Origin of the sequence: Haloarcula sp. H-GB4 (genome assembly GCF_030848575.1) — an archaeon.
Taxonomy (GTDB): domain Archaea; phylum Halobacteriota; class Halobacteria; order Halobacteriales; family Haloarculaceae; genus Haloarcula.
The window spans coordinates 38,879-62,070 of the sequence record NZ_JAVDDX010000005.1 but is presented as its reverse complement, the minus strand read 5'-3'; the positions used below and the strand labels follow the sequence as shown (position 1 = coordinate 62,070).

Genomic DNA, 23,192 nt, shown 5'->3' with positions numbered 1-23,192 from the left:
CAGTTGCGGAGTTAGCCGACAGTCAGAAGCAGGTTATCGAGGCGAGCCTCAACGATCCACTCAACATGTATCGCTACGTGCGTTTTGATGAGACAGTTGCGAGCGGAGAGAACCGATCACTGGTGTAATTCCAGAGTTGAGCAGTACTGCCCTCTGGCCGACCTCACGGACGGTCCTATGTGAGACCACTACTGGACGCGGAGAACCGCAGGGCGTCCAATTGCATCGGAGTAGCCCACCTCCTTTACTATCGTAGCCTGTGTGGGTTGCAACGTGAAGCAGTGTCCCGAGACGCCCGCGCTTGACGAGGTTGAGTTCTCTGGACACGTCTGGGTGCAAGAACTCCCCACCGGTGGGAAGTTCCGGTTTCAAGTGACGGCGTCGGGGCTGGTCACGTTCGCTACAGCCCAGCAATCTTTCGATACACCCGCCACTGTCCCACCGCAGTTCCGTCTGGCAGCCGAACTAATCAACGAGCGACTGGACCGTGACGCACTTGCAGCGGCTACGGACGACCCAAGTGATGTGACGTTTTGCGGGATTGCCACTCGAAATAAGGGGGTCGAGTACGACTGGCACACAGTCCCGGCGTTCGTCGGCATCGACATCTGGTCCGATCGTAAGGACCAGTTTCTCCCGCCGGATGCGGCGGCTGGCGTATTCAAGCAGTTGGGGTTGCCGACGCTACCAGCCATTGAAAAGGAGCTGGCCGCTGTACACGCTGATTTCGCTCGGTATGAAGACCAAGTTGGATTCCCTGAGTCAGAGTGGCGAGAGGGGCACGCCGCTGGTGTGCTGATCCGAGACAAATCCGGTGGGCGTGCCGCCGAATGGTGTCGAGAACAAAACACAGTGACTGCTCCCGAACCACAGGCAGCGGTGGATTTAGCAGCGGAGTATGCGACTGACAAGCGAATCGAGCAGACGATTGCTGAGCTGCAGGCAGATGGACACTCGGTGACTGTCGACACAATACGTGACCGGCTCGTCGCCAATGTGGCCCGCGAGGCATATGTGGATCTATTCGTGGATGGCGAGTTTGTCGCCTCGCTATCTGCGTTCCAGTCTGCCATTGCTGAGCGTGTTCAGCAACACCAGTCCACGGCGGATTAGACTATTGGCTGGCGTCGTTCAGGAGCTGCTGGAACGAAACCGGTCCCAGTTCGAGAGGAATGTCTCAAACTCGCGGGCAGGCGAGTGGAACCCGGCTTCGTCGATCCAGCATTTGAGATGCGTATCTGCACTCGCCGCAGAAATCAGAGTGCTCTCGACAAAACGGACGAGGAGGCCGATCGATCCGGCTAACCTGATGTCTCGTTGGGTCGCGATTGTGCGAGCATCGCCGTCGTCAGTGATGACGGTCCCATCGACGGTCTCTGCAACGGCTACGGCCTGTGCCTCGCCTGGGTCGAGTCGTTCCAGAAAGGTCGCCGCCACTCTGGGCTTGTGTCGACAGTTCAGTAACGGAATACCCGCTTCAAGCACGGTCAGTGCGTTTGCTAGATAGGAGTGGGGTTCAACTTACTGATATTAACGTTCAGCACACATACATATGGACCGCGGTGTCGGTAAGCTCAGTTTTTCATCTCCTGTTGAATGTGCATATCTACCTGTCTGAAAAGGAGGAGTGCGGTGAGAAGTCCAGCCAAAACAGTCCCGACTGTTCCGAGTAATCCTTCCGTCCCGAGAATGACTAGCAAAACCGCCCCCACGATGGCAGTTTGTACGAACCAAATAACAGCTCGAAGATACCATGATACGTAGCCGTGGAACCAAGATCCACTTCTAGAAGTCATAATAGCGGTGGGTGGTCCGCAGAATAAATATCTTCTTGACACTCGGTTTTCGTCGTAACAGCGCTAATAAATATCCGTTTTGTACTGACCGTCCCGCTCACGAACTCCTCACCCAGGGTCGCCCCCTGTTCTTGGGCGTCGACGGTGAAGGCGTAGCCCACTACTGGGACAGCTACGAGTTCGCGACGGCCGTTGTTGCGACCAATGGCGACGCCGAGAAAGTCGTACTCGCCGAGACGCCGTTTGAAACACTCGCACAGTGGTGTGAGTACACGAACAACGAACGCGGCTGGGATATCAGCCCACACGTCGGTGGGTCGCTCGTTGACGATCTCGTTCAGGGGCTGAGAGCATGAGTAAGACCGTCCGCTGTACACTGGATCCACGCCGGTCGAGAACCACCCACGAGCGGGCGGCTACAGGGACATGACTGAGGCTGCACAGCGTACGACGGCGGGACCGGTCGGCGAGCTGGAACCGGGGTTTCTAGCCGTCTTTAGTGGGGTCGTGACAGGACTGATTGGAGGGGTGGCGTACTTTCTTGTCCCCGTAGCGAAGAACTCTTTCGTGAAATATAATTACCGAAAGTATCATTGAACTGTATGGACTGGGCCTTCAGAATCCGGAAAGATGTCCCATCATGGCTGCTGAAAGCTGTGTTGATTGTTTCTATCCTGCTGATTGCTAGCCTTCAGTATTTCAATGTGATATAAATGAATTGCTGCTTGTGGTGGTTGTAACTATGCAAATGTGACTTAGGGTTGGCTCAGGCGAGTTGAACGTAACTTGGGTGTTACAACCATCCTCTGTATCGGTCGCGCCGGTACTGACAGGTACTGAATAATTCGTAAGGGCATTGCTGGCCGATTACCAGATATATAATAAGTCGTTACTACCGAAGTTGTCTTATTTCAAGCTTGATCAAGCGAATCAACTGCTCAGTGTGCGTGCTTACCGAACTGGTGCTTCAGTCGAATATCGATGGAACAAATCTCGTGAGGATGGTTCTATGACACGTTCAGAGATACCAAAGAGAGAATAGCCAACTTGATTGAGAGACAGAGGTTTGGTAGTGTATAGAATCGTGGATCTAATTCGCGTCTTGATAGTTACAGCCGACAAGGAATTTGCCACCGCCTGTGAACGTGTGCTTCCAGATCACGGCGATATCCGGGTCGTATCTGCAGTGTCGGCCGGAGAAGCTATTGATATATTGGGAAGGGAGACACAGATTGATTGCATTGTCAGCGATCACGACCTGCCAGATGCGGATAGCGTCACGTTTCTTGAAGCGGTGCGTGCACAGGCCCCGACACTTCCGTTTATGCTATTTACAAGCGAGGGGAGCGAAGCGGTCGCCAGTCGTGCTATTTCTGCTGGCGTCACCGATTATATCGTCAAAGAACGGCACGAGAATCCGTGGGATCACCTTGCGACACTCATCACCGATGCAGTCAGATACTACCGCAACCAGCGTGATGTCGTCGATACGGAAGCACGAGCCAAAACACTCCTCAACGCTGCACACGATACCATTGCCATCGTTCAGGACGGCGAAATAGCGTATCTCAACGACAGTGGAGTAACTGATATCTACGGCGGCGACCGCAGTCAGATATCGAACGACTCTGTAGCGGACGTTCTCCTCTCAGGCGACGATACTTCTATCAGTTATTTCCTTGATGCAGTACAGTCCGGTTCTCGGACTCTCGACCACTGTAACGGGAAACTCATCGCTGCCAATGGAGTACAGATCCCAGTTGAGATTACCGCAGCCAGAGTGATGTGGGCCGAAGCACCGGCAGTCATTCTCATTTGTCGGGATGTTAGTCAACAGAAAGAACTGCGCCTCACGAAGCGGGCCATCGACGAAGCGCCCATCGGCATCACGATAGCTGATGCCAACCAACCGGACAATCCGCTCGTCTACGCGAACGACAAGTTCTCAGAATTGACCGGCTATCAGCAAGAACATGTAGTCGGTCAAAACACTCGATTTCTCCAAGGTGAGAACACCGATCCTAGCCCAGTCGCCGAGATGCGTGAGGCCATCGACGCTGAAGAACCCGTGACTGTGGAACTGCAGAACTACCGCAAAGATGGAACGGAGTTCTGGAATCGCGTGACAATTGCACCAGTTACCGACAGTACGGGCGAGGTCACAAACTACATCGGGTTCCAAGAGAACATGACCGAACGCGTCGAATACCACCAGATGCTTCGTCGGTTCCAGCGAGCGGTCGAATCGGCTGGCCACTCGATCTATATGACCGATCCGGATGGCACTATCACGTACGTAAACCCAGCCTTCGAGCGGGCCACCGGCTACGAAAGCGAGGAGATTGTTGGCCAGACTCCGCGTATACTCAAATCTGGCGAAATGTCCGATGAGTACTACGAGCGATTGTGGTCGACAATCTCCAGTGGAGACGTCTGGGAGGAAGAGATTCAAGACCAACGGAAATCAGGTGATGTGTACTATGCGCACCAAACGATTGCACCATTAACTGACGACAATGGTGAAACCGAGGCGTACGTCGCCATTCAGCAGGATATTTCCGACCGTAAGGAGCGGGAGTTCAAGCTTCGGCAGTACGAATCTGCGGTTGAAGGTTCCGAGGAGTTGATCGCCGCAATCGGTGAAGAAAAGCACTATCTCTTTGCTAATGAGGCATACCGCGACTTCCACGGCCTCGATAACGAGTCGCTGACCGAGATGACGCTCGGCGACGGCATCGGCTCAGAGACCTACGAGACGGTCGAACCATACTTGGAGCAAGCGTTTGATGGCGAGACAGTCCAATACCGGATGGCACGAACACGACCGGCACGAGCAGACCGCACGTTTGATATCCGATATTATCCGCTTGAAGACGACACTGGGCAGATTGAGGGGATCGTTGCGACGATGCATGATCTGACTGACCAGATCGAGCGAGAACAACATATTGCGTCCCTTGATCGGATGCTACGGCACACCCTTCACAACGAGTTGAACGTGATTCTGGGTCACGCGGAGATGATTCAAGATCAGGGCTCAGATCAGGTAGCAGAATTAGCTATGACGATTGACAAAGTAGCCGATCGCATCCTTGAACAGGCTGACAAGCAGCGCGAAATCGTTGAAATTCTTGTAAACCCATCCGATCCAACCTACCTCAACATCGCCGATGTTGTGGATACCGCTGTCAAACGAGTGATGACAGAGTATCCAGACGTAGAGATTACAGTCGAAGTCCCGGCGGACGTACAGCTACTATTGATCCCTGAGTTACAACGGGGCATCGAAGAACTCGTCGAGAACGCAATTGTACATACTGGCGACGCGCCAGCACAGGTGAAGATAACGGCAACAAAACACGCCACGATGGTTGAACTCCAAATTATAGATAACGGGCCGGGAATCCCACCGGAAGAACGAAGCGTGATTTCAGGGAAAGATAACATTGATTCGTTGACACACAGCAGTGGGATGGGGTTGTGGTTAGTCAAACGAATCATGTCTCGATTGGACGGCGATATCCAATTTAACGATGCTGAACCCACCGGTAGTATCATCTCACTTCATATACCAGCTTATACATAGAACCGTCCCTGCCCCATCTCGGTCACCTCTGAGTTGTCAATCCTTTGTCTGTACTGCCTAACTCTCTGCGAAACACTCACCCAAGGGCGACCGCTCTTCCTGGGCGTCGACGGCGAGGGTACAGCCCACTACTGGGATAGCTATGAGTTTGCCGTGGCTGTTGTGGCGGTTGATGGCGACGCTGAGAAAGTTGTGTTAGCCGAGACGCCGTTCGAGATGCTTGCTGAGTGGTGCGAATATACGCGTGGTGACCGAGTGTGGGATATCGGCCCGGACGTCGGCGGGTTATTGGTCGGGGATCTCGTTCGGGCGGTGGAAGCATGAGTTGGACTGTGGAAGATTGCAAGCGAGTGCGGCGTGCTGCTCGGGCGATTCAGGATGACGTAGCGACTGAGTCCGTGGACGTGCTTGCGCCGAGCGCGAGTCAGTACGTTCAGTGGACATTGGATGCTGTGTCATGTGGTCCGGGGGGTCTCCCGCTAGAAGTGCTCTAGGAGTTAGCGCAGGCTGAGTTGCCGTTACAACCGACGCCGTCACAGGCCGGGTATCAGCACGTGGTATCGACGGTGTAAGTGAGCAAAACACTACCCCACCGGAGATCAGCTCTCGTCACAGAGGCCGTCATTGTCACGATCATTGTCTTCGTTGTAATCTGGATCTCCGTCGTTCGTGCCGCACCCGTCAGCAGCCGTGTCACCTCCGCCACTGCCGCTGTTGTGTCGTTGTTCAGCCTGTATCGCTTTCTGTTTCCAATCCGGTTCATCAATGTTGACATCATCGCGTAACGTCACAGTTCTCGAAAACGTCGCTCTATGGTCGTCAACTGTCGTATTGATCTGGATGGACTTGATGAACCCGTCCTCTCTGACAAGGATGCGCCCGGACGTATCATCTTCGGCCTTCGGAACCGTGTAGACGTGATAGGTGTCGCCATCTTGGACGACAGTGTTGGAGTGACGGGGAGTGTGTTCGGTGAAGAATCGGTCGTAGACTGGGTATTTTACCATACGGGTGAACATGGTATGGTGCACGTCAAATCCGTACTCCGTCCACTGCCGGTCGACGTAGTAGTACGGCTCATGCTCAGTCCCGTCGGCGGACTGTCCACCTGCCTGCACATATAGAACGCCTCCGTCATCGTACCAGGTTCGGCTGGAGATGTTGCCATCACCGAATGTATTTGTCTGCGCGAACATTCGGTCTCTGTCGTCGAGATCGCTCTGTATCGTCCATATCTGGGTGACTTCGGAGTACTGTCCAGCGTCTCTGAGATAGTAATCGCCAGTGAAGTCAAACCTCGCCTCGTAATCGCTACCGAGAAGCACGCGGTAGTGTTCTTGGAACAGCATGGAGACATTCGTAATCTGCCGTTCGTCCGTCCCCGAAGGGTATGTAACGGTGTCTTCAGTCCGGCTGTTACTGGTATCGTTCGTCTGGTTCTTTTTTTCGTCTGTCAGTTTACCGTCGGCTTCCTGCACACTCGTGTTTTCTGTTCCGACCGAGTCCGGAGTACTTGAGCAGCCTGCCAATAACAGGAGAAGGATGCACGCGACGGGGATAAGCAGTGATCGATTCACGATTGAAAATTGATGATCTCTGGTTTGCGTATCGAGAGTCTGAATGAGACGTTCATCGTAGGTCAGGAAGTGACTCAATGACAGGCGAGTTCGTTATTTAATCCTAACGATCAGTCAGAGAACTCGTGTACCGTGATGTGCCCTGTATTCTCCTCCCCCACCATAGCAAATGTCTATGGCACATCACTCGACTAACTGACCAACATTTTGAAACAGGGTGGGACGCTGGGCCACACGTTGGTGGGTCGCTCGTCGGTGATCTTGTCCAGGGTGTTGAGGCGTGAGTGGCACTGTGGAAGAGCGCAAGCGAGTACGGCGGGCGGCACAAGCGATTCAAGCCGAATTGGCTACCGAGTCCGTCGACGAACAGTCGGCCAATGATATCGAAGCCGACGACCAGCAAGACGTTCGTGCCCAGCATCGACAAGCGCAGGCCAGTGGCGAGGTCTTTCAGGCCGTCCCCGGGATGACAGGTAGATGTATTGCCCCGACTGCCGTCGGCCACAGTCGGCGTCGGCATGTATGCAGAAACGCTACCAATCGACGGACAGGCTTTCGACCCGATTCCGTGGGGCGAGGGCAGCCAGTATCTCACCTACGAGCGGCAAACCCTCGAAAGTGGTGAGCCAACTGCTGTGATCGACCCCGAACGGTGGCGCAACCGCTCATGTCCTGCCTGTGGCGTCGAGCAAGGCGAGCTCCACCATCAGTTGTGTGACTACGAGGAGTGCCCCGCGTGTGGCGAGCAGCTGCTACTGTGTTCTTGTCTTGTCGAGATCGAGGTTATCGCGATGTCCAGCATCACAGGCCGCTTCAAAAGGTTACTCGGCCTCTTCTGACAAGCTTCCCCACTACCAAGGAAGTTCAACCGATGTAAGCCATGGTTCAACCTTCTGTATGGATCCTAATATGAATATGATTAGAAATCCGAACACGTACAAAATTATAGCTGTGTCTGCATAGAAATTACTGGTAATTCTGAATTCTGATGCCAGTGTCGTCATTTCAGCCAACACTGCAAGTGCAAGGAACGCAAAGCTTGACAGAATTGCACCCGCAGCGAGGTCTCGGGCACCGGTTCGATCACGGAGAGTCGCTAGCTCAATTAAATTTGCATCCTTTAGTCGGCCACCGTCTGTCAGTATCGGGTCGTATGCTAAATCATACAATGTCAGATTAGAGTATTTGTACCGTTCAAGAACACCCAACTCAACTAGTTCATCAAGTCTGTCTTGGACTGTCTTTTTTGCTGGGTCTGAGTCAAGATGCTGTTGGATCATATACCGCGACCACGGTTTGGACTTAGACGTTTCGTCCATTACCTGAATGATATCCGCGTGCTGAACGGCCCACGCTGGATCTGCATCTAATTTGTCTTCAACCTCCTCTGGAATCGGCATGGCTATTCACTTTTGTCCGAGCATAATAAATGGTAAGTAAGATTTAGTACTTGAGAAAATTCATACGCCTGGTGAGTCGGAATACACAGCCGGTTAAACCATCGTATTCGGGCGTGTACAGCGATATATGTCCGGATATCGACTAGAACAGTAATGACGGTTTTTTACAGGTGATATGCTTGTTTCTCCTGCATGATAGCACACTATACAGCTGAGATATTCAACGCATTTCTGTACGGTGCCGCTGGACTGATCGGTGGCGGGTTCCTGTTCGAAAGTGGCCAACGATACGTCAAAACTGCCGGTAGTAACCAATTTAAGGGGAAGGTAGAAGCACTCCCATTCTTTGCTGGTATGCTTATCCTCGGTTGGGGACTCCAACAACTTGAGCCAGTCGTCGCAGATGTAGTGTACGCAGTACCCTCCACGACTCGGCTAGGTGCGATGATCATTGGCGCGATGTTGCTGTTCAACTATTCGGTTGATTACTTCAACTATACTGATTTGAAATCTGTCTCAGTATACGCTATCGGGAGCGTGTTCATCTTAGCGGCGTGATTGTACAGCAATCTGGGGCTGGCAGGGCGGCTGAGAACGCGAGAGACAAGCGTGTGTCGGGGAGGGTGCTGTTGACGGAGCCGAAGCCGCTCGCCAGTCTATAGTCGCAACCCTACTTGAACGGATGTACTGGCGTTCCGAGGTTACGTTCCGGCGTGTGTCTCCCGAAGACGAGGCAGATGCTGGACTATACTTTCCATCCGACGGCACAGGTATATCACCGACCGCAGAAATTGACGGTGTGAAGGATCCGGACCCAGATTCATCCTTTGGAACGCTTTCTGGCCGGTTTCGAGAGATTGAGGACGAGATTGACGAAGGAGTGTCCGACCTAGAGGAGCGGGTAGACTTGCTGGAATTCCGTGTTCGCGAAGAACTCGGAGCGCACTGAGTAGTTGATGGCCACGTAGCGACACCAAAGAACAACCGTTCAGATATTTTCACCTCGGTTGCCTGCTATTCAGGCTCTTCGCTAACGACAGTATTTCCTCTCTTTCGGAAACTCAAGCGGACACGCTACCGATCATCAGCTCGTGCGTCGGCTTCCCTATTCACCAAGCGAGACGCCCCGCACACTAACAGGACGATCCCAGCGAGCCCAACCCCGTAGCCAAACACATCCACGAAGCCACAGAGCTTGCATCTTGAGGCGGTGAGTATACTGTATATCGTCCCGTTCTTTTCGACACGGGCAGCGGCCACTGTATCACCCGTTGGATAGTCGAAATCTGACGGTGACTGATATACCCTGAGAAATCCATCAGCACGCAGTCCTTGGTCGAATACTTCCTGGCCCCCTTCTGAAAGACTATTGTACCTCAGCACCTCCTCATCCGGAGAGACTTCCGAGTCATCCACCTCCGTGACGAGAACTTGGGTCCCCGTATCCGGGGCAACGAACAAGAATAGGCCAGCTATGACGAACGCTGCGACTGCAATCATGATTAGTGCGCGGCCACTGAATCGAAATCCTGCTGGTGTGCCCATATTAGAGACTATCTGAAACAGATCAAAGAGCTACTGTTAGTATCGGAATTCATCAAGCGAGGTAGTGATTCCATGTCCCGCGCAAATGCGCATATTCTTTGTGGCATCGTTGCTCTCACTCTATCGGGGCCCTCGACAGTGAGTACCAACGCCTCCTAGAACAGTGAGTCAAACCACCGAGACACTCTATCAATCAAATCTGATAGATTGTCATCAGGTTCCTCGACCTGTTCCGTACGTTCTGTGGTCGGTGTAGGTGCTTCTGTTGGCGGAGATGTTCTGGTTGAGGTTTCTGTTGGCGTAGACGTTGCACTTGAGGTCTTTTCCTGAACTACACTTAGCGTCACATACATCTTGGTTTGTCCTGCTATTATCCTCAGAGTATACTCTCCTGGCTCAAGATTGGATACTGACCCTGCGGACTCTGAACTAGGTGGGAAGACAAGGGTTGTCGGCCCCTCGATACCAGTATTCCGTCTGGTTCCGAGTTCTGTCTGGCCCTGTTCCGAATCGGTCGCGAAGACCCGAACTGTTGGGTAGGTCGGATATTCCGCCGAGGAACTGATGTTAACAGCGAGATACTCCAATTGATCTTCGGGGATGGTGAGGTGCGGAGATTCTGGATTTCCCTTAGTTTGCTTCCCGCTCATGCTGACACTCTCAATGTCCACCTCCGGATTCGCAGCAGGAGCAGTCAATGTGAGGCCATTTACTTGTGATTGCTGTGGGCCGACAGGTTCTGTGCCCGCTACGTAGCGTTTGAGCCAAGCATCCATGTTCTCACCCGCAACCTCTGCGACAATTCGTTTGAAATTACTAAATGTAATCTCTCTGTCCGATTCGCTCATTCGCTGAAAGACATGCTCAAGGGTCCGGTCTCCATTCGTTCGATTTCGAATTTCTCGGTCCAAGGCAGCTAGCACTGGCGCACCCCGTCCAGACCACACGCGATAACTTGAATTGCCTTTCAACACTGGTGCTTTGCCATCATCGGTATATTCTTTCCATGATGGCTCTCTAAGTCGTTCGTTAGCACGGGATTGGCTCATCGTCCCACGTTCATACGGGAGTACTGCCATATAGTAGAATGCGCTTGCTTCGATAATCCATTCCATCTCCGAATTGACTGCAAACTCTTGCCGAGTATGGAGATACTCGTGGGTCATCAACCCATCCCAGAGCGCCCGACTATCCCCTTTAAGACACACGTTATCTCCTGATGCAAATCCCCAACTGTCAATATTTTCTGAAGAAACGACTCCAACGGTTGTGTTTTGATCTGAATCAGAAACATTGAGCAATCGGGTCACATCTGCAAACGTTGTGACCGTCTTTCGAGGGTGTTCCAAGTTATCAAGGCTTTTGGGCCGTTCAACTCTGACCTCACCGACCTTTCCATCTTCGACAGCGAACCGGTACTCGCCGGAAAAGTCACAATCGCTTTCCATCGGGATGGCCTGTGAGGCGCTCTGTGAAGGAGTGTTTTGCTGCAGTTCATCTGACGGTCTCCCAGACACTGTCCCCATGACACCAATCAGCGATGCATTCGTAATGAGGAGGACCCCGATACAAAGAATGAAAATTTTTGGAAAATAACTCACGAATCTCGCTATATATCGATCCATGGCTAACAAGGAGCACAAAATCACTTAGACATTATGGACATAATTTAACTCAGTTGAAAAGTTAATTATTGGGTCGTTTGCACTACTACTGACCGGGTGATTACTCCAGATCGGTCCGAAATTGTCAATGCCCGACTGTGGGTTAACCAACACAGGGACGTTCGGCTCCGTTGCGTTGGTTAACGGGTAGTGGAACTCTTATCCCAGCAGACGTATATCCAACCATGACCCATAACACACCAGATGGAACCCGCGAGCGACGGTTATGGTGTGACCACTGCCAGCTCAGCGTGGTTCCGTCGACGGATGGTGACAAACCCTCCTGTCCGGCCTGTGGTGGAACGTTCTGATCGCTCGAACTGGAGAAAGGCAACCTCTACCGGATTTTCGGCAAGGAGCGAACCTACGAGCCGCTCGGCGAGATTCAGATCCAGATTAGCGATGCCGACCACGTCTACCTACTCTGCGAAGGCGAGTAGGTAGGGCCGAAGCAGCACTCTTTCAGGCGAGGTTACACGGATACCGATTGGTAGTCGCACGACCCGAACTGTGGTCCATGTCGATGTGGAACTCAGAACCCCGGACTCAGCCGTTGACCAATGATCAGACGCCGATGGCTGGCCCGTAGGTTAATCACGATCCACATGCCAAATTCAGAGACACGATGACCGAGACGACGCGTATCGGCTTACTCTCCGACATTCATGCCAACGCTGTCGCATTGAGAGCGGTCCTCGACGATATGGAACCTGTTGATGCGCTCGTCTGTGCCGGTGACATCGTCGGCTACGGGCCATCGCCTCAGGCGTGTCTACACATGATCAGGGACCGAGAGATCCCAACCGTCGTGGGAAACCACGACCGCGAGGTCGTCAGGGGGATGACCTGGGAATCTGGCGACGAATATGCCCGGCGAGTCCTTTCGGCGGATGATATCGAATGGTTGGGAGATCTTCCTCGCGAACTCCGACTGTTCGACGAGCGGCTCAAAATCGTTCATGACCCTCCTGACGAGCAAGACCGATACACAGAACCGGCTGACTTTGTGCCAACGCTACTTGAGGATGAGGATGTCCTCGTTTTAGGTCACACGCATATCCAACACGCCGAAACATTCAATGACGGACTCGTGATCAACCCCGGCAGTGTTGGCCAGCCTCGTGACGGCAATCCAGATGCCGCATATGCAATCGTCGATTTATCCGACCTGTCTGTCGATCTCTATCGGGTTCCGTACGACATCGAACGCGTTCAACAACGTATCGAAGGAACTTCGATTTCTGACCGGAATGGAGAGCGACTGGCGTTCGAGTAGGATGTGAGGAGCAGCTATCAAACTAACTCAGAGTCACGATTTCCTCGTTGGCTACCTCGTCTCGATCTCTCGACGTAATCGCACCCGACGATTCTCTTCCGGGTGAGTTAACGTCCAAGGCGGCTCACTAACGGCTGAGACATGGTGGACTCCCATCGGCTCCATCCCAAGCAGACCAGCGATCTCTGGGACGTTGAGATCAGAGTGGTCTCGTGCGATGGCGGCGCACTTCCGGCGGTCCTCCCACTCGTCTGTTCGATTTGTGTCCAACAGCATCAAGAGGACCATCCCAAGTGCGCTTTCGGAATCATCGGGTGCTGAGGCAAACCCCCGTTCATACGTCAACTCCCAGCTCACGAAGGTCTCATCTGAGGTGCCAGCAGACGCTTGGGTTCTCTCATCAGGCCAAGACATCTATTCGAATAGACTGAAACGTGATGTATATCGCTGGCGGTTCTGGCGAAACTAGTATATTAAAGTTTTGCAACTCGGCGGACTATTCTTGTGTATCGGATTGAGTGTAGAGGCAGCATCATAGAACAGTAAGGATGCCAATATGAACGCTAAAACCGCTGGATTTTATACCCAGTAGAAACCATTGAAGACACAACCACGGGTATAGCAGTTTGCCGCGATATCCCTCATCAACTCATTATCTAACTCTGACTATTATACAAAGATTCGACGTACAACGGTACGTCTGACTATTCAGTTGCTAAAACCCAAAGTGCTAAATGTCTCTTTCGGTTTGAGGGGTGCGTGTTCTCCGATGATTCCCACTCCAAGAGAGACTTCACTGTCGAGAGCGTTACACTTCCTAACTCTCCCGGTACTGTATTGCTCGACAACACGGTTGCAACCCTCTCAGCACGAGGGTTAGCAGGGGTCCTTCTAGCGTTGGTGCGTGACTATGACGCATTTACTCCATCTGCGAGAGAGGCCACGGTTGTGTTCGTTAAAGATGAGGTCGAACTCCAGTTTGCACACAAAGACCTCCGAGTGCAATTCTACCGTGGAGGTCCAGTGACTTGGCCGACAGTGCAGGACCGACTGCATGACCTCCCCGCTGGAACCGAGTGGCTGGTGATCGCTATGGGTGCTCTGACGTCTCGTGCAAAAGCCGAAATAGACGACGCGAATTGTCATGGGGGTGCTCACTATATAGAAATTGGACGAAATGTGAGATGGAAGATTTGAAATTGGGTTCATTATCAAGTAACTTTTCTGCTACATACTAACTAGTTAGAATATCCATATATGAAATACCCAATCGAATACAATTGTGTACCAATAGGTTTTTTTCGCTGTCTTATTAGAAATAGTTATGACACGTGCAGAAGAGTTGTTGTTCGCACATCACGGGAGCCACAAAGAAGATAATGCAACGAAGAACCTCTGTTGGTTGTTGAACAAACTTCCTTGGGATATCTCACGGAAGATGCTGGAAACACTAGTTGACCCAGTAGACCACGATATCAATTTACAGACTATTGATCCAAGTAGTGTCACGGTGAAAGCTCAAGAAAATACTGCAGTGTCGGCAGAACGGTCAGATGACGCGGCGCTCATAGGATTAGCTACCCAGGGCCATGATTACGACAAACCAGATGTGACTGAGCTTGATCCGTCACAGCCACCGAAAGAGCCGAGGAGGCTAGACATAACGATCGAGATTAATGATGAACTCGTTGTCGGAGTAGAAGCGAAAGAAGGCAGTACATTCAATCAGTCACAATTACAAGATCATGCCCGCGAGTTGGAAGCGTCAGAGTTCGATCTTGTAACATGGGAAGCACTCAGTCAGCAAATTGGGGCACTGTTGAATACTCCTGTTGATGAGATCGGTAAAACTGAGATCTCAGGGGAGGAAATTAGTGGAGAAACAGTTAGACTGCTGCTTTCTGAATACCGAAAGTTACTGAAGAATGAATTGGTCGTATCATGGGAACAGATTGGAACGTCATCCTATACGGCGGGTGAGAATTCAATCAGACTCAAAAAGGATGTAGAAATCCCTCATAAAGCGATCGAGCCCTACGAAGAGACTGAAAGGGTTCCTGTAGCGGTCGTATTTCAGAGCGTCTATGAAGAGGGGTCTAAGAACGGTGGCCGGTTGTTCTTTAGCCCTGAAGAATGGCGACAACTACTCTCATCGATGGATGAGTGTTATGTCAAGGCATTTGAAAAGGGGGAATTAGCGTGCATTGCCGACGATTATGAATCGGGGCGTGGACAGATTACAGTCGCAGAGATTACAAATTCTGCTGGGGATAAAAAGTATATCCGGTATGGAGATCGGGGGAAGAAAAATAACGAACCCTATCTTCATCTCAACAAGAGTACAGCACGTGGGGGTAATATTCAGGACATCCCCATGTACGACGAAAATGAGTTTGCAGAGATGTTTGGGCCTGAATCATCTGTTACGAAGCTATTCACGGACCCAGAAAGAGTATTTGAGTCCTCAAAATAGATTTTCAGCAAGTGCGGAGTGTTTTGCCATTCACTGCAGGTCTTCTGCCCACTGGTGATGTTTGGCCGACTACAAATTAACGCTACTGTGTAAGCCCTCTCTAGTGCATTGTGTGATTAAACCATGGTGGTGCCGTCAGATCGATTTCGTCATCTAACGGGGTCGTATAGAAAGTACAGCGTCAACGGACCAACTTGGTGGTTGTTACAAGCGTATAGAGCCGTAGCGATACCAGTCTGACGGCAGTATTAGAGGCGATTTTGTGACCCCCCACTGGGTGAGGGGTTTCCCGATCATGAGCACCGAACAGCAGTCCGTCGACGAACAGTCTTCAGATACCGAAGCCGACGACCAACCAGACGTTCGTGCCCAGCATCGACAGGCGCAGACCAGTGGTGAGGTCTTCCAAGGCCAACCACACGGCGGCAAATAGGTGCCCTGTCTCAACTGACGGCAGCCCCACCCAGTGGCTGCGAATATCCAAACGCTCTCACAGTGGCCGGCATATAAAAAGACCTCCCCCTGGCAGTTGAGCTTAAATTAAGTTACAGCCGATAAGAGGGGTATAGAACCGGGAAATACAATCGAGGTGACATTCTCAGCCACAACTTATAATTCCACCTAATGATTCTATATCGTAATTAGATGGCAACAGACGACCAATCGCTCGTCGACACCACTTTCGAGTTAGAAGACTCCCCCAACATACTCGATAAGATCGGCACATCGACTGACGAAGATCTTTCAGACCATCTGCTTAACATCGAAGCAAATCGACTTTCAATCGCACAAAGCCAACAAGAGCTACAATCTCTCGAAGAGATTTCGGATCAAGTCCAGCTGCTGGAACATCAGCTGGACGCCGCACATCGAGCTTTGTTCCAGATGGACGGAAAAGCACTATTTGCAGATGAGGTTGGGTTGGGAAAAACGATTGAAGTTGGGATGGTGCTGAAAGAGATGGTGTTTCGTGAGGCCCATGATACATTCTTAATCCTCACACCAGCACAGCTTGCGACGCAATGGCAGAAAGAAATGCGTGAAAAATTCGGGCTTGAGTTCGTCTGTAACTATGATGATGGGTTCGAAGGTTTTACCGAGTATGATAAAATCGTGGCCAGCATTGACACTGCAAAGCGGGATTCCTATGCCAACGAGATTCAGAAGCGTTCATGGGACGCACTAATTGTCGACGAAGCACACTATCTGCGTAACCAAGACACCAACCGCTACGACTTCGTAGACGACATCGAATATCAATATGCCTTTTTCGCTACTGCAACACCCGTTCAGAACGACATTACAGACCTATATAATGTGACAAATCTAATTCAGCCCGGGCTGTTTGGCACCGAGAGTGAATTTGAACGGCGGTATCTTCCGAAGGATGATTCTGGCGGGGTGCAAAATGCTGCCGAATTGAACCGCCAACTTCGGTCGGTGATGATTCGTCACAAGCGTGGGGACACCGCGATTGATTTCACAGATCGCCAAGTGCGGACAAAGACATTCAAACCCAGTCGGCAGGAGCAATCCCTGTACAGTGCTGTCACAGACTATGTAAAGAATCACTACTCAAAACAGGCTGGACAGCACCTCGTAATGCTGATGCTGCAGAAAGAGGTGGTGAGCTCACCGTGGGCGGTTCTCAGTACTGTTGAAAAATGGTTGGACGGTGATGGACGAGATGTGCGAGGTAAAGAGCGCGATGAGCTCCTCTCAATTGCAAAGCAGGCACGACAAATCGACCGAACCACGAAGCAGGAGAAGCTCTTGGAAATCATCCGTAGTGTAAACCAGCGGATGGATACTGGTCGGACAATCGTATTTACCCAGTTTCGCGCCACACAAGACGCTATCGTGGACGCGCTGCATGCAGGCGCTGGCGGCAACGATGTCCCAGTACACCGTGTGAGTGGATCGTTATCAAGCGAAGAGAAAGACAACCAGATTCAGCGATTCAAGGAACGTGGGGGTGTCCTCGTCACCACTGACTCAATTAGTGAAGGTCGAAACATTCAGTTCTGCAACGTTATCATCAATTACGATCTCCCTTGGAACCCGATGAGCGTTGAGCAACGGATTGGGCGCATCGATAGAATCGGTCAGGACCGGGACGTCTACGTATACAACCTCGCATTGGAGGGGACGGTAGAAGACTACGTTCTCGAAAAGCTTTATGGGAAAATTGATGTCTTCCACCAAACTGTCGGGGGGCTAAAAGAAATTCTCTCTGAGCGGGAGCAGTCCAGTGGGCAGTTCGAACAGGAGGTCCTCCAACAACTCATTGAAGCCGGCTCAGAGCGAGAGCTTGAGAATAACTTTGAAGATATGGCTGTTGACCTCAAAGACGATAAAGAGGCCGCAAAGAAAGCTCAAGAATTCAACGAAGAAGTGTTCGACGGCTTTGAGACAGGAGATAACAAGGCATGACCTATAGATATCTCTACACAAGTCATCTGCGGTCACAGATTCTGAACGCTGTGATGCGGAGGGACGTATGAACTCAGAAGTAGATACGTCAATCCTGAATAGCGTCAATATCAAGCGTTTCACAAAGACAGTACTGGAAAACTACGGTGCAGAGGTTGACGAATCTAACAGTGCAAAGTGGCAGGTCACATTCCCACGTGAACTCGCTAACCGATTGGACCGTGAAAACGGTACCCTTGTATTCGACCCCGCAGATCGCGAATTAGGCGCTGGTGACCTGCTCGTCCAACCAGGCACGCGTGTGTTTTCAGCGCTCCTGGATTTAGTGGAGCAACCGGGCACAGTTGGACAATTGCGTTTAACTGAAGACGAATTACAGGTCAAACCTCCATTAGTACTGCAAGAATCGTCGTTGAGTGTGAGCGTCACTGATTTCAGCAAACGAACATCCGACTTTGCGCTGGCGTTCCATTTCCAAGTGCAGTTCGAGACGCCTTCATCGTTCCACACTGAGGAGATGTTTTCCGTGACGGTTGACCCAGAGAACGGGGCTCGGCTCCCAGACCTTACTGCCCGGCTCACGGCACATCTCCCGCAACTCCTCCAACAGAACAACGAACACACCGCACGTGATATCTCCCAGAGGAGGGTTCAACAGGCCTTTGAGGAAGCACAGCAGGCGGTAATTGACCGCTCGAGGCCTATCGTCTCCGATATTCGCGAAGAGGCTGATGAGACTGCGGGCGAACGGATAGCTGAAATTAGTGACTGGTACGAACAACGCCGGAGCGAACTTGATAGCCAGATCAGTGAGCAAGAGAAAGAAATTCAAAAATGGAAGAAAAAGCGCCGGAAAGCGCGAAAGGATGAGACGCGTCGCAGGTACATCAAGAACCGAAAGGAAGCTGAACAAGAGTTAGAACAGCTCAAGGGGGAGGTACAGGAGAAAAAACGCGAATTAGATTCAGAGGAGAGTCAAGAAATTGATGAAGTAATCGAACGGAATGAGGTCGACATTGATGTGTCATTGCTCGGCGTCACCGAAGTCACGTACGCCCGTGGCACACTGGCACTGAAAATAAAATCGTCACACACTGAGCAGAACATTGAAGTGTCGTATCTCCCCGCTACCGATGACTTCCAAGGGTTGGATTGTGAAGTCTGCTCACAAGATCTCACCAATGGAGTCCTACCACAGTTGTGTGTGAATGGACATCTCGTGGGTGATCCATGCGCGACAACCTGCCGTAGTTGCGGGTTATCGTACTGCGACGCCTGTGAAAGAGATTCTACATTCTCTGAGTGCGAAATTTGCTGGGAGCCCGTGTGCAGCGACTGTCGGCAGACATGCTCATCCTGTAACTCACCGATCTGTGCTGACCACAGTGAGGTATGTCAAGCCTGTGGAGGTACAGAGTGCCGGTTGTGTGGTGAAGCGTGCGATACCTGTGGCGAGTTCCACTGTGACACGCATCTAACGCACTGCACAGACTGCGATACCTATCATTGCGACACTCATACTGAGTCCTGTGACCATTGTGGATCCACTCGTTGTCAAGCGCACGTCAGACAGTGCAACGAATGTGGAGATAGCGTTTGTTCCGACCACGGTGATGCCTGTGTCACGTGCGGTGACACTCTCTGCGATACCCACATCGAGTACTGCACACCGTGTTCTGATGAGTTAGAGCAGACCGGCCGTGGTTTCTGTGGTACGCACGTAGTCCACTGCTCAGTCGGCAACGAAGCCTTATGCAGTGAACATCGCAACATGAAAATCGTCGGCTCCGGGCAGGTGTGTGAGTCCCATCGCAAGGTTTGCAGTTCCTGTGACATAGCTTACGCCAGCAACGAATTAGATGACGGATGGTGCTCTGCCTGTCGTTCAATAGGTGAGACAGACACTGAAAAGATTCCAAAAAATGTCGTCGAAGAGTTTCGCTCAGTGAAGGCTGGAAGGAACGAGAGGTACATGGTGATTCTTGGAAAGCAACTGCTTGGCCGCAACAAACTGATCGTATTTGATATCCAATCTGACGAAGAAGCTCATCGACACAGCGCAGGGATGCTAAAACAGCTTATTGGGGATTATTAATGACCGACCAGCACACTCTCAAGGACCAACTCCAAACTTCGGACTCACTTGCGGAATTCTTAGAGACGACTGACGCATCTGTCAACGCCCAAGCACAGGCGCTCATCGAAGGCCGTTGGGACAGAGAGGTCCCTCACGACCGCGCCGTCGCGATTGTGCGTGAAGAGCTTGAACGAGTTACTGCCTACGATAGCATTTCAAGGAATTCGTCTGCTCGTTCCCCCCGGTACATGGATCTCACCGATCTGGAACTTGTTTCTGGATACGAGTTCGAACACATTCTCGCCGAGATTCTTAGTCGAGTCGATGGTGAAGCCCAGGTCACCGAAGCTTCCGGTGACCAAGGCGTCGACGTCGTCTGGTTTCGTGAATCGGAGACAGTCGGCATTCAAGCAAAAGCTTACGATAAACAGAACCCGGTTGGTAACAGCGCAGTTCAAGAAATATACACCGGTGCCACAGTGCGGAACCCAGAATACGAATTCGATACTGCCGCTGTAGTCACCACCTCACAATACACCAACAGCGCTAGAGAAGCCGCCGACAACTCAGACGTCACTCTCTACGGACGAAAGCAGCTACAAAAATGGCTCGACGATGCCGAGCTAGATGCCGACGGTATGGGTAAGATTCTTGCTGAAATACGGTAGTTTAGTCTCTAGATAGCATTCCCACTCTACTATTCGATGATTTAACCTATCTTTGGGCGTCAGCCTCGACAGCAGTGATTGCTTATCGAAGTTCACAGAGGCTTTCGACATAGTCGTTCAGTGCCTGAGAACTGGGTGGGCTCCCTGAGGATTAGATACTTTGGTCCGATCGCTGGACTAAACGGTGCTTAGACAATCCAGACTTTTCCAGCCAATTCATTGGCCTCACTCACCGACTCAAGCTCGATAGCGACGTTAACTCGATCACCAGATTCGTAGGTCCAAATCTGGTCCACGATGATGACTTATGAGAGCGTTTTCGGCTAGTCTGATCGTCGCCATCCCTTCTGTTTAGTACTCCCCGACGCAGAAGACGCCCACATTGAGACCCCGACCACGCTTGGAGACGCAAGGGACACGACTGCACTGCGCTGGCAGTCGACCACTTGCAGCGTGGGGCAGACAGGCGGGCGAAACGGACGGACGGCTGGTGGATAACAGCGTGGGGCTGGCAGGCCGGCTGAGAACACAAGAGACGAGCGTGTGTCGGAGTGGGACTGACGGGCCGGGCAGGAACGGATGGCTGGCTGGTGTGCGCTCTGCCCCCGGGCAGCCGCCGCTGGGCGGCACTCTCGCTCTTTCCGAAGCCGGGACGAGGACGGAGAAGGGACGAAACGGGTCCAAAGTGGAAGGGTCGCGTGCATGGCGGGGGAAGGCTTCTGGCATTGCTATGTCTGGAGTCGAGTAGTGTGGCACTCGTGACGGTCTGGAGGGAGGCAAAAGTACAGACAGTAGTAATCACGGCACTGCTAGCGGCGCAACTCGGAACACTAACTTCGGAGGCACTACTGACTGCTATGAGACTGCTGGGGCATGCTGTACTGGAACCACTCCAAACAGTATCGTGACGACGAGTTCGGTGTCGGACCAGCACATCTTGAAAGCCCCACGCCGCTGGCGGTCGCTCAGCGACATATCCTCACTCCGTTCGGATAGGGGCCGCTGAACCGACTCCAGCAAGCGCCAGCGGCGTGCCCCTTTCAGTCCCACCCGACTACTGCAGCACAGCAGTAGTCGACGCACGCGTCAGAGTCGCGCGCGGTCTGGATGAGGAACCCTCGCGGCCGGCGCTCCCTCGCCGGAACGAGGACGGGCACGGAGTGCCCTGTGTTCCGGGCTGCTCACTCCGTTGCGCTGCCGGGCTTTCACCCATCCGGCACTCGCTTGGCCGCGCGGGATGCTGGCTCACCGCAACCGCACACAATAGGACCGCCCGCCGGGGTGTCAAACCCACACCGCCCTTATATACTAATTTCCCTCAAAAACAAAAACGCAATACACCGCTTAGACACCACTCAGACACCCGAATATTGCACTTGAAACAATCAATCTTGTCCGTTATCTTTAAGTTGTATGCACCCGTGTCCTTAAGTACGGAAAGGCACGACGCACGCGGCGCTCACGAAGCAGTTTCACGCCGCAGAAATCGGGTGCTGTAACACCCGACAAGTGTCTTTCCGTAGGAACCCGAAAGACAATGTACGCTACCAATTCCAGCGGTAAGAAAGCATCGCCCAGCAACCGGACGGTTACCCTCTCCGCCCACGTCGACGGCGGTCCCGAGCAACTTCTAGAGGAGGTCGCAGAGACCGAGAACGGCGACGAACTCGATTTCCGGATGAACAAAGGGAGCGATAGCCGTGGCAACTACTACGCCCGTCAGGAGGAGGCATACGACTGGACCCGCTCGACCAAAGTCGGGCCGGACCGATACTTTGGCGAAACTCTGGAACAGCAAGAGAAGCGCCACGCACGCGAAGCCGAGCAAGCCCGACACTCCAAGGTCGCACGCGCTCACGTCGACGGTCCCGACCGCGAAGCCTCGGCTCGCCAGCTCACCGAAGCCGAGACGGAACGTGCCGACGGCTTCCGCTCGCCGGCTGACCCCCGGCAGTGGATGGACCGCGACACGCTGGCCCGAGTCAACCAGCAGGCCGCGACGCTGGCAGACAAGACCAGTCTGTCACAAGCCGCGGAGGCTCGCCGACTCGCGGCCCTGGTCTCCGGGCAGATGGGCGACTGCAACGACCTGTATGAGGCGTCCTTTACCGTGCTTGCGGAAGCCCGCGACGAACTGGAATCACCCACGCCTATCGCGGATGTCTCGCCCTACGGCTACGAGTGTACCGTTGAGGGGGAAGTGACCCACATCATCGAGGACCCCGACGCTCGGAACCAGTATCAAGTGCTGTACCTCGAAGACGACGAGGGAACGAGCGCGAAGGTCACGGTCTGGGGCAAGTCCATGCACGGCGGCGAAATGGTCCGTACCCTCCACGAAGGCGACCGGGTGCGAATCTCCGGGGGCAAGCCCGACGAGTACAACGGCATGGCGACAGTGGCGGTCACGAGCGACACGCTCATGTGCATCATCGAGCGCGGCGACGGTCCCGCGCCCACCGGACACGCTGGCTGTGCTTTTAGCACCTCCGGCGATAGCCCGACCGTGGCGTCGTGGGAAGCAGAGTCGGACACCCATCAGTGGGCCAACGAGCGGGACACTGACCGCGCGGTCGCCGTGACGCTCGGGAAGGCCCGCTGTCCCGAGTGTTCGGACCTCTTCGACACTGAGCATGGGGCCGCCACCCATCAGGGTCTCGTCCACTCCGCAGACTAACGCCCGATAGCGGGGGCGTC

The 23,192-nt window shown here is 52.7% G+C and carries 19 protein-coding genes and 2 pseudogenes; 15 read left to right on the top strand and 6 right to left on the bottom strand.

Features of this window, described 5'->3' with window-relative positions:
- The first annotated feature begins 273 nt into the window (after positions 1–273).
- Complete coding sequence (locus tag RBH20_RS19575) at positions 274–1,113, top strand: hypothetical protein (protein ID WP_306711855.1); 840 nt, start codon at positions 274–276, stop codon at positions 1,111–1,113.
- An 18-nt stretch (positions 1,114–1,131) separates the two neighbouring features.
- Here the strand turns inward: RBH20_RS19575 and RBH20_RS19570 are convergent, their stop codons facing one another.
- Both RBH20_RS19570 and RBH20_RS19565 read right to left on the bottom strand, forming a co-directional pair.
- Entirely contained in the window at positions 1,132–1,437 is a 306-nt protein-coding gene (locus RBH20_RS19570; RefSeq protein ID WP_306711853.1) for a hypothetical protein, read from the bottom strand.
- A gap of 137 nt (positions 1,438–1,574) precedes the next feature.
- On the bottom strand, positions 1,575–1,796 hold the full coding sequence (locus tag RBH20_RS19565) for a hypothetical protein (RefSeq protein WP_188980937.1): 222 nt from the start codon (positions 1,794–1,796) through the stop codon (positions 1,575–1,577).
- A gap of 35 nt (positions 1,797–1,831) precedes the next feature.
- Here RBH20_RS19565 and RBH20_RS19560 point away from each other — a divergent pair, with 35 nt between their 5' ends.
- From RBH20_RS19560 to RBH20_RS19545, 4 genes and pseudogenes are all read left to right on the top strand, one after another.
- Entirely contained in the window at positions 1,832–2,152 is a 321-nt protein-coding gene (locus RBH20_RS19560) for a hypothetical protein (RefSeq protein ID WP_306711850.1), read from the top strand.
- A gap of 716 nt (positions 2,153–2,868) precedes the next feature.
- A complete protein-coding gene (locus tag RBH20_RS19555) occupies positions 2,869–5,382 on the top strand; it encodes a PAS domain S-box protein (RefSeq protein ID WP_306711848.1) in 2,514 nt (837 codons plus the stop codon).
- Positions 5,383–5,415: 33 nt separating this feature from the next.
- Positions 5,416–5,706 (top strand): hypothetical protein, encoded by a 291-nt coding sequence (locus tag RBH20_RS19550; protein ID WP_306711847.1) that lies wholly within the window; start codon positions 5,416–5,418, stop codon positions 5,704–5,706.
- Positions 5,703–5,954 (top strand): annotated as a pseudogene (locus tag RBH20_RS19545) (hypothetical protein). The gene RBH20_RS19550 and the pseudogene RBH20_RS19545 overlap by 4 nt, the downstream one beginning before the upstream one ends.
- A 27-nt stretch (positions 5,955–5,981) precedes the next feature.
- Here the strand turns inward: RBH20_RS19545 and RBH20_RS19540 are convergent.
- Positions 5,982–6,860 (bottom strand): hypothetical protein, encoded by an 879-nt coding sequence (locus RBH20_RS19540; protein ID WP_306711845.1) that lies wholly within the window; start codon positions 6,858–6,860, stop codon positions 5,982–5,984.
- 576 nt (positions 6,861–7,436) lie between these two features.
- Between RBH20_RS19540 and RBH20_RS19535 the strand changes: the two are divergent.
- Positions 7,437–7,798, top strand: a pseudogene (locus RBH20_RS19535) (hypothetical protein).
- A 12-nt stretch (positions 7,799–7,810) separates the two neighbouring features.
- Here RBH20_RS19535 and RBH20_RS19530 read toward each other — a convergent pair.
- A complete protein-coding gene (locus tag RBH20_RS19530) occupies positions 7,811–8,359 on the bottom strand; it encodes a hypothetical protein (protein WP_188854077.1) in 549 nt (182 codons plus the stop codon).
- Between the two features lie 192 nt (positions 8,360–8,551).
- Between RBH20_RS19530 and RBH20_RS19525 the strand changes: the two genes are divergently transcribed.
- Together RBH20_RS19525 and RBH20_RS19520 are read left to right on the top strand one after the other, a co-directional pair.
- The gene (locus RBH20_RS19525; protein WP_306711842.1) at positions 8,552–8,917 is read left to right on the top strand and encodes a hypothetical protein; all 366 of its coding nucleotides are present in this window, start codon (positions 8,552–8,554) and stop codon (positions 8,915–8,917) included.
- A 157-nt stretch (positions 8,918–9,074) separates the two neighbouring features.
- Complete coding sequence (locus RBH20_RS19520) at positions 9,075–9,308, top strand: hypothetical protein (RefSeq protein ID WP_306711839.1); 234 nt, start codon at positions 9,075–9,077, stop codon at positions 9,306–9,308.
- Positions 9,309–9,433: 125 nt separating this feature from the next.
- On the opposite strand, the gene RBH20_RS19515 is transcribed toward RBH20_RS19520, so the two are convergent.
- Together RBH20_RS19515 and RBH20_RS19510 are read right to left on the bottom strand one after the other, a co-directional pair.
- Entirely contained in the window at positions 9,434–9,859 is a 426-nt protein-coding gene (locus RBH20_RS19515) for a hypothetical protein (protein ID WP_306711837.1), read from the bottom strand.
- A gap of 200 nt (positions 9,860–10,059) precedes the next feature.
- The gene (locus RBH20_RS19510; protein ID WP_306711835.1) at positions 10,060–11,529 is read right to left on the bottom strand and encodes a hypothetical protein; all 1,470 of its coding nucleotides are present in this window, start codon (positions 11,527–11,529) and stop codon (positions 10,060–10,062) included.
- A 664-nt stretch (positions 11,530–12,193) separates the two neighbouring features.
- On the opposite strand from RBH20_RS19510, the gene RBH20_RS19505 reads away from it, so the two are divergent.
- From RBH20_RS19505 to RBH20_RS19475, 7 genes are all read left to right on the top strand, one after another.
- Positions 12,194–12,844, top strand: coding sequence for a metallophosphoesterase (locus RBH20_RS19505; RefSeq protein ID WP_306711832.1), 651 nt, complete (start codon positions 12,194–12,196; stop codon positions 12,842–12,844).
- A gap of 1,324 nt (positions 12,845–14,168) precedes the next feature.
- Positions 14,169–15,317: a hypothetical protein gene (locus RBH20_RS19500; RefSeq protein ID WP_306711830.1), complete on the top strand. Its 1,149-nt coding sequence runs from the start codon at positions 14,169–14,171 to the stop codon at positions 15,315–15,317.
- Positions 15,318–15,612: 295 nt separating this feature from the next.
- The gene (locus RBH20_RS19495) at positions 15,613–15,750 is read left to right on the top strand and encodes a hypothetical protein (RefSeq protein WP_306711828.1); all 138 of its coding nucleotides are present in this window, start codon (positions 15,613–15,615) and stop codon (positions 15,748–15,750) included.
- Positions 15,751–15,962: 212 nt separating this feature from the next.
- Positions 15,963–17,750 carry a DEAD/DEAH box helicase gene (locus tag RBH20_RS19490; protein ID WP_306711826.1) on the top strand — a complete coding sequence of 596 codons (1,788 nt, stop codon included), beginning with the start codon at positions 15,963–15,965 and terminating at the stop codon, positions 17,748–17,750.
- A 67-nt stretch (positions 17,751–17,817) separates the two neighbouring features.
- Positions 17,818–19,845: a hypothetical protein gene (locus RBH20_RS19485; RefSeq protein WP_306711824.1), complete on the top strand. Its 2,028-nt coding sequence runs from the start codon at positions 17,818–17,820 to the stop codon at positions 19,843–19,845.
- Entirely contained in the window at positions 19,845–20,495 is a 651-nt protein-coding gene (locus RBH20_RS19480; protein WP_306711821.1) for a restriction endonuclease, read from the top strand. Before RBH20_RS19485 ends, RBH20_RS19480 begins: the two co-directional genes overlap by 1 nt.
- Before the next feature lie 1,537 nt (positions 20,496–22,032).
- Positions 22,033–23,172 (top strand): SOSS complex subunit B family protein, encoded by a 1,140-nt coding sequence (locus tag RBH20_RS19475; RefSeq protein WP_306711819.1) that lies wholly within the window; start codon positions 22,033–22,035, stop codon positions 23,170–23,172.
- The last annotated feature ends 20 nt before the right edge of the window (positions 23,173–23,192 follow it).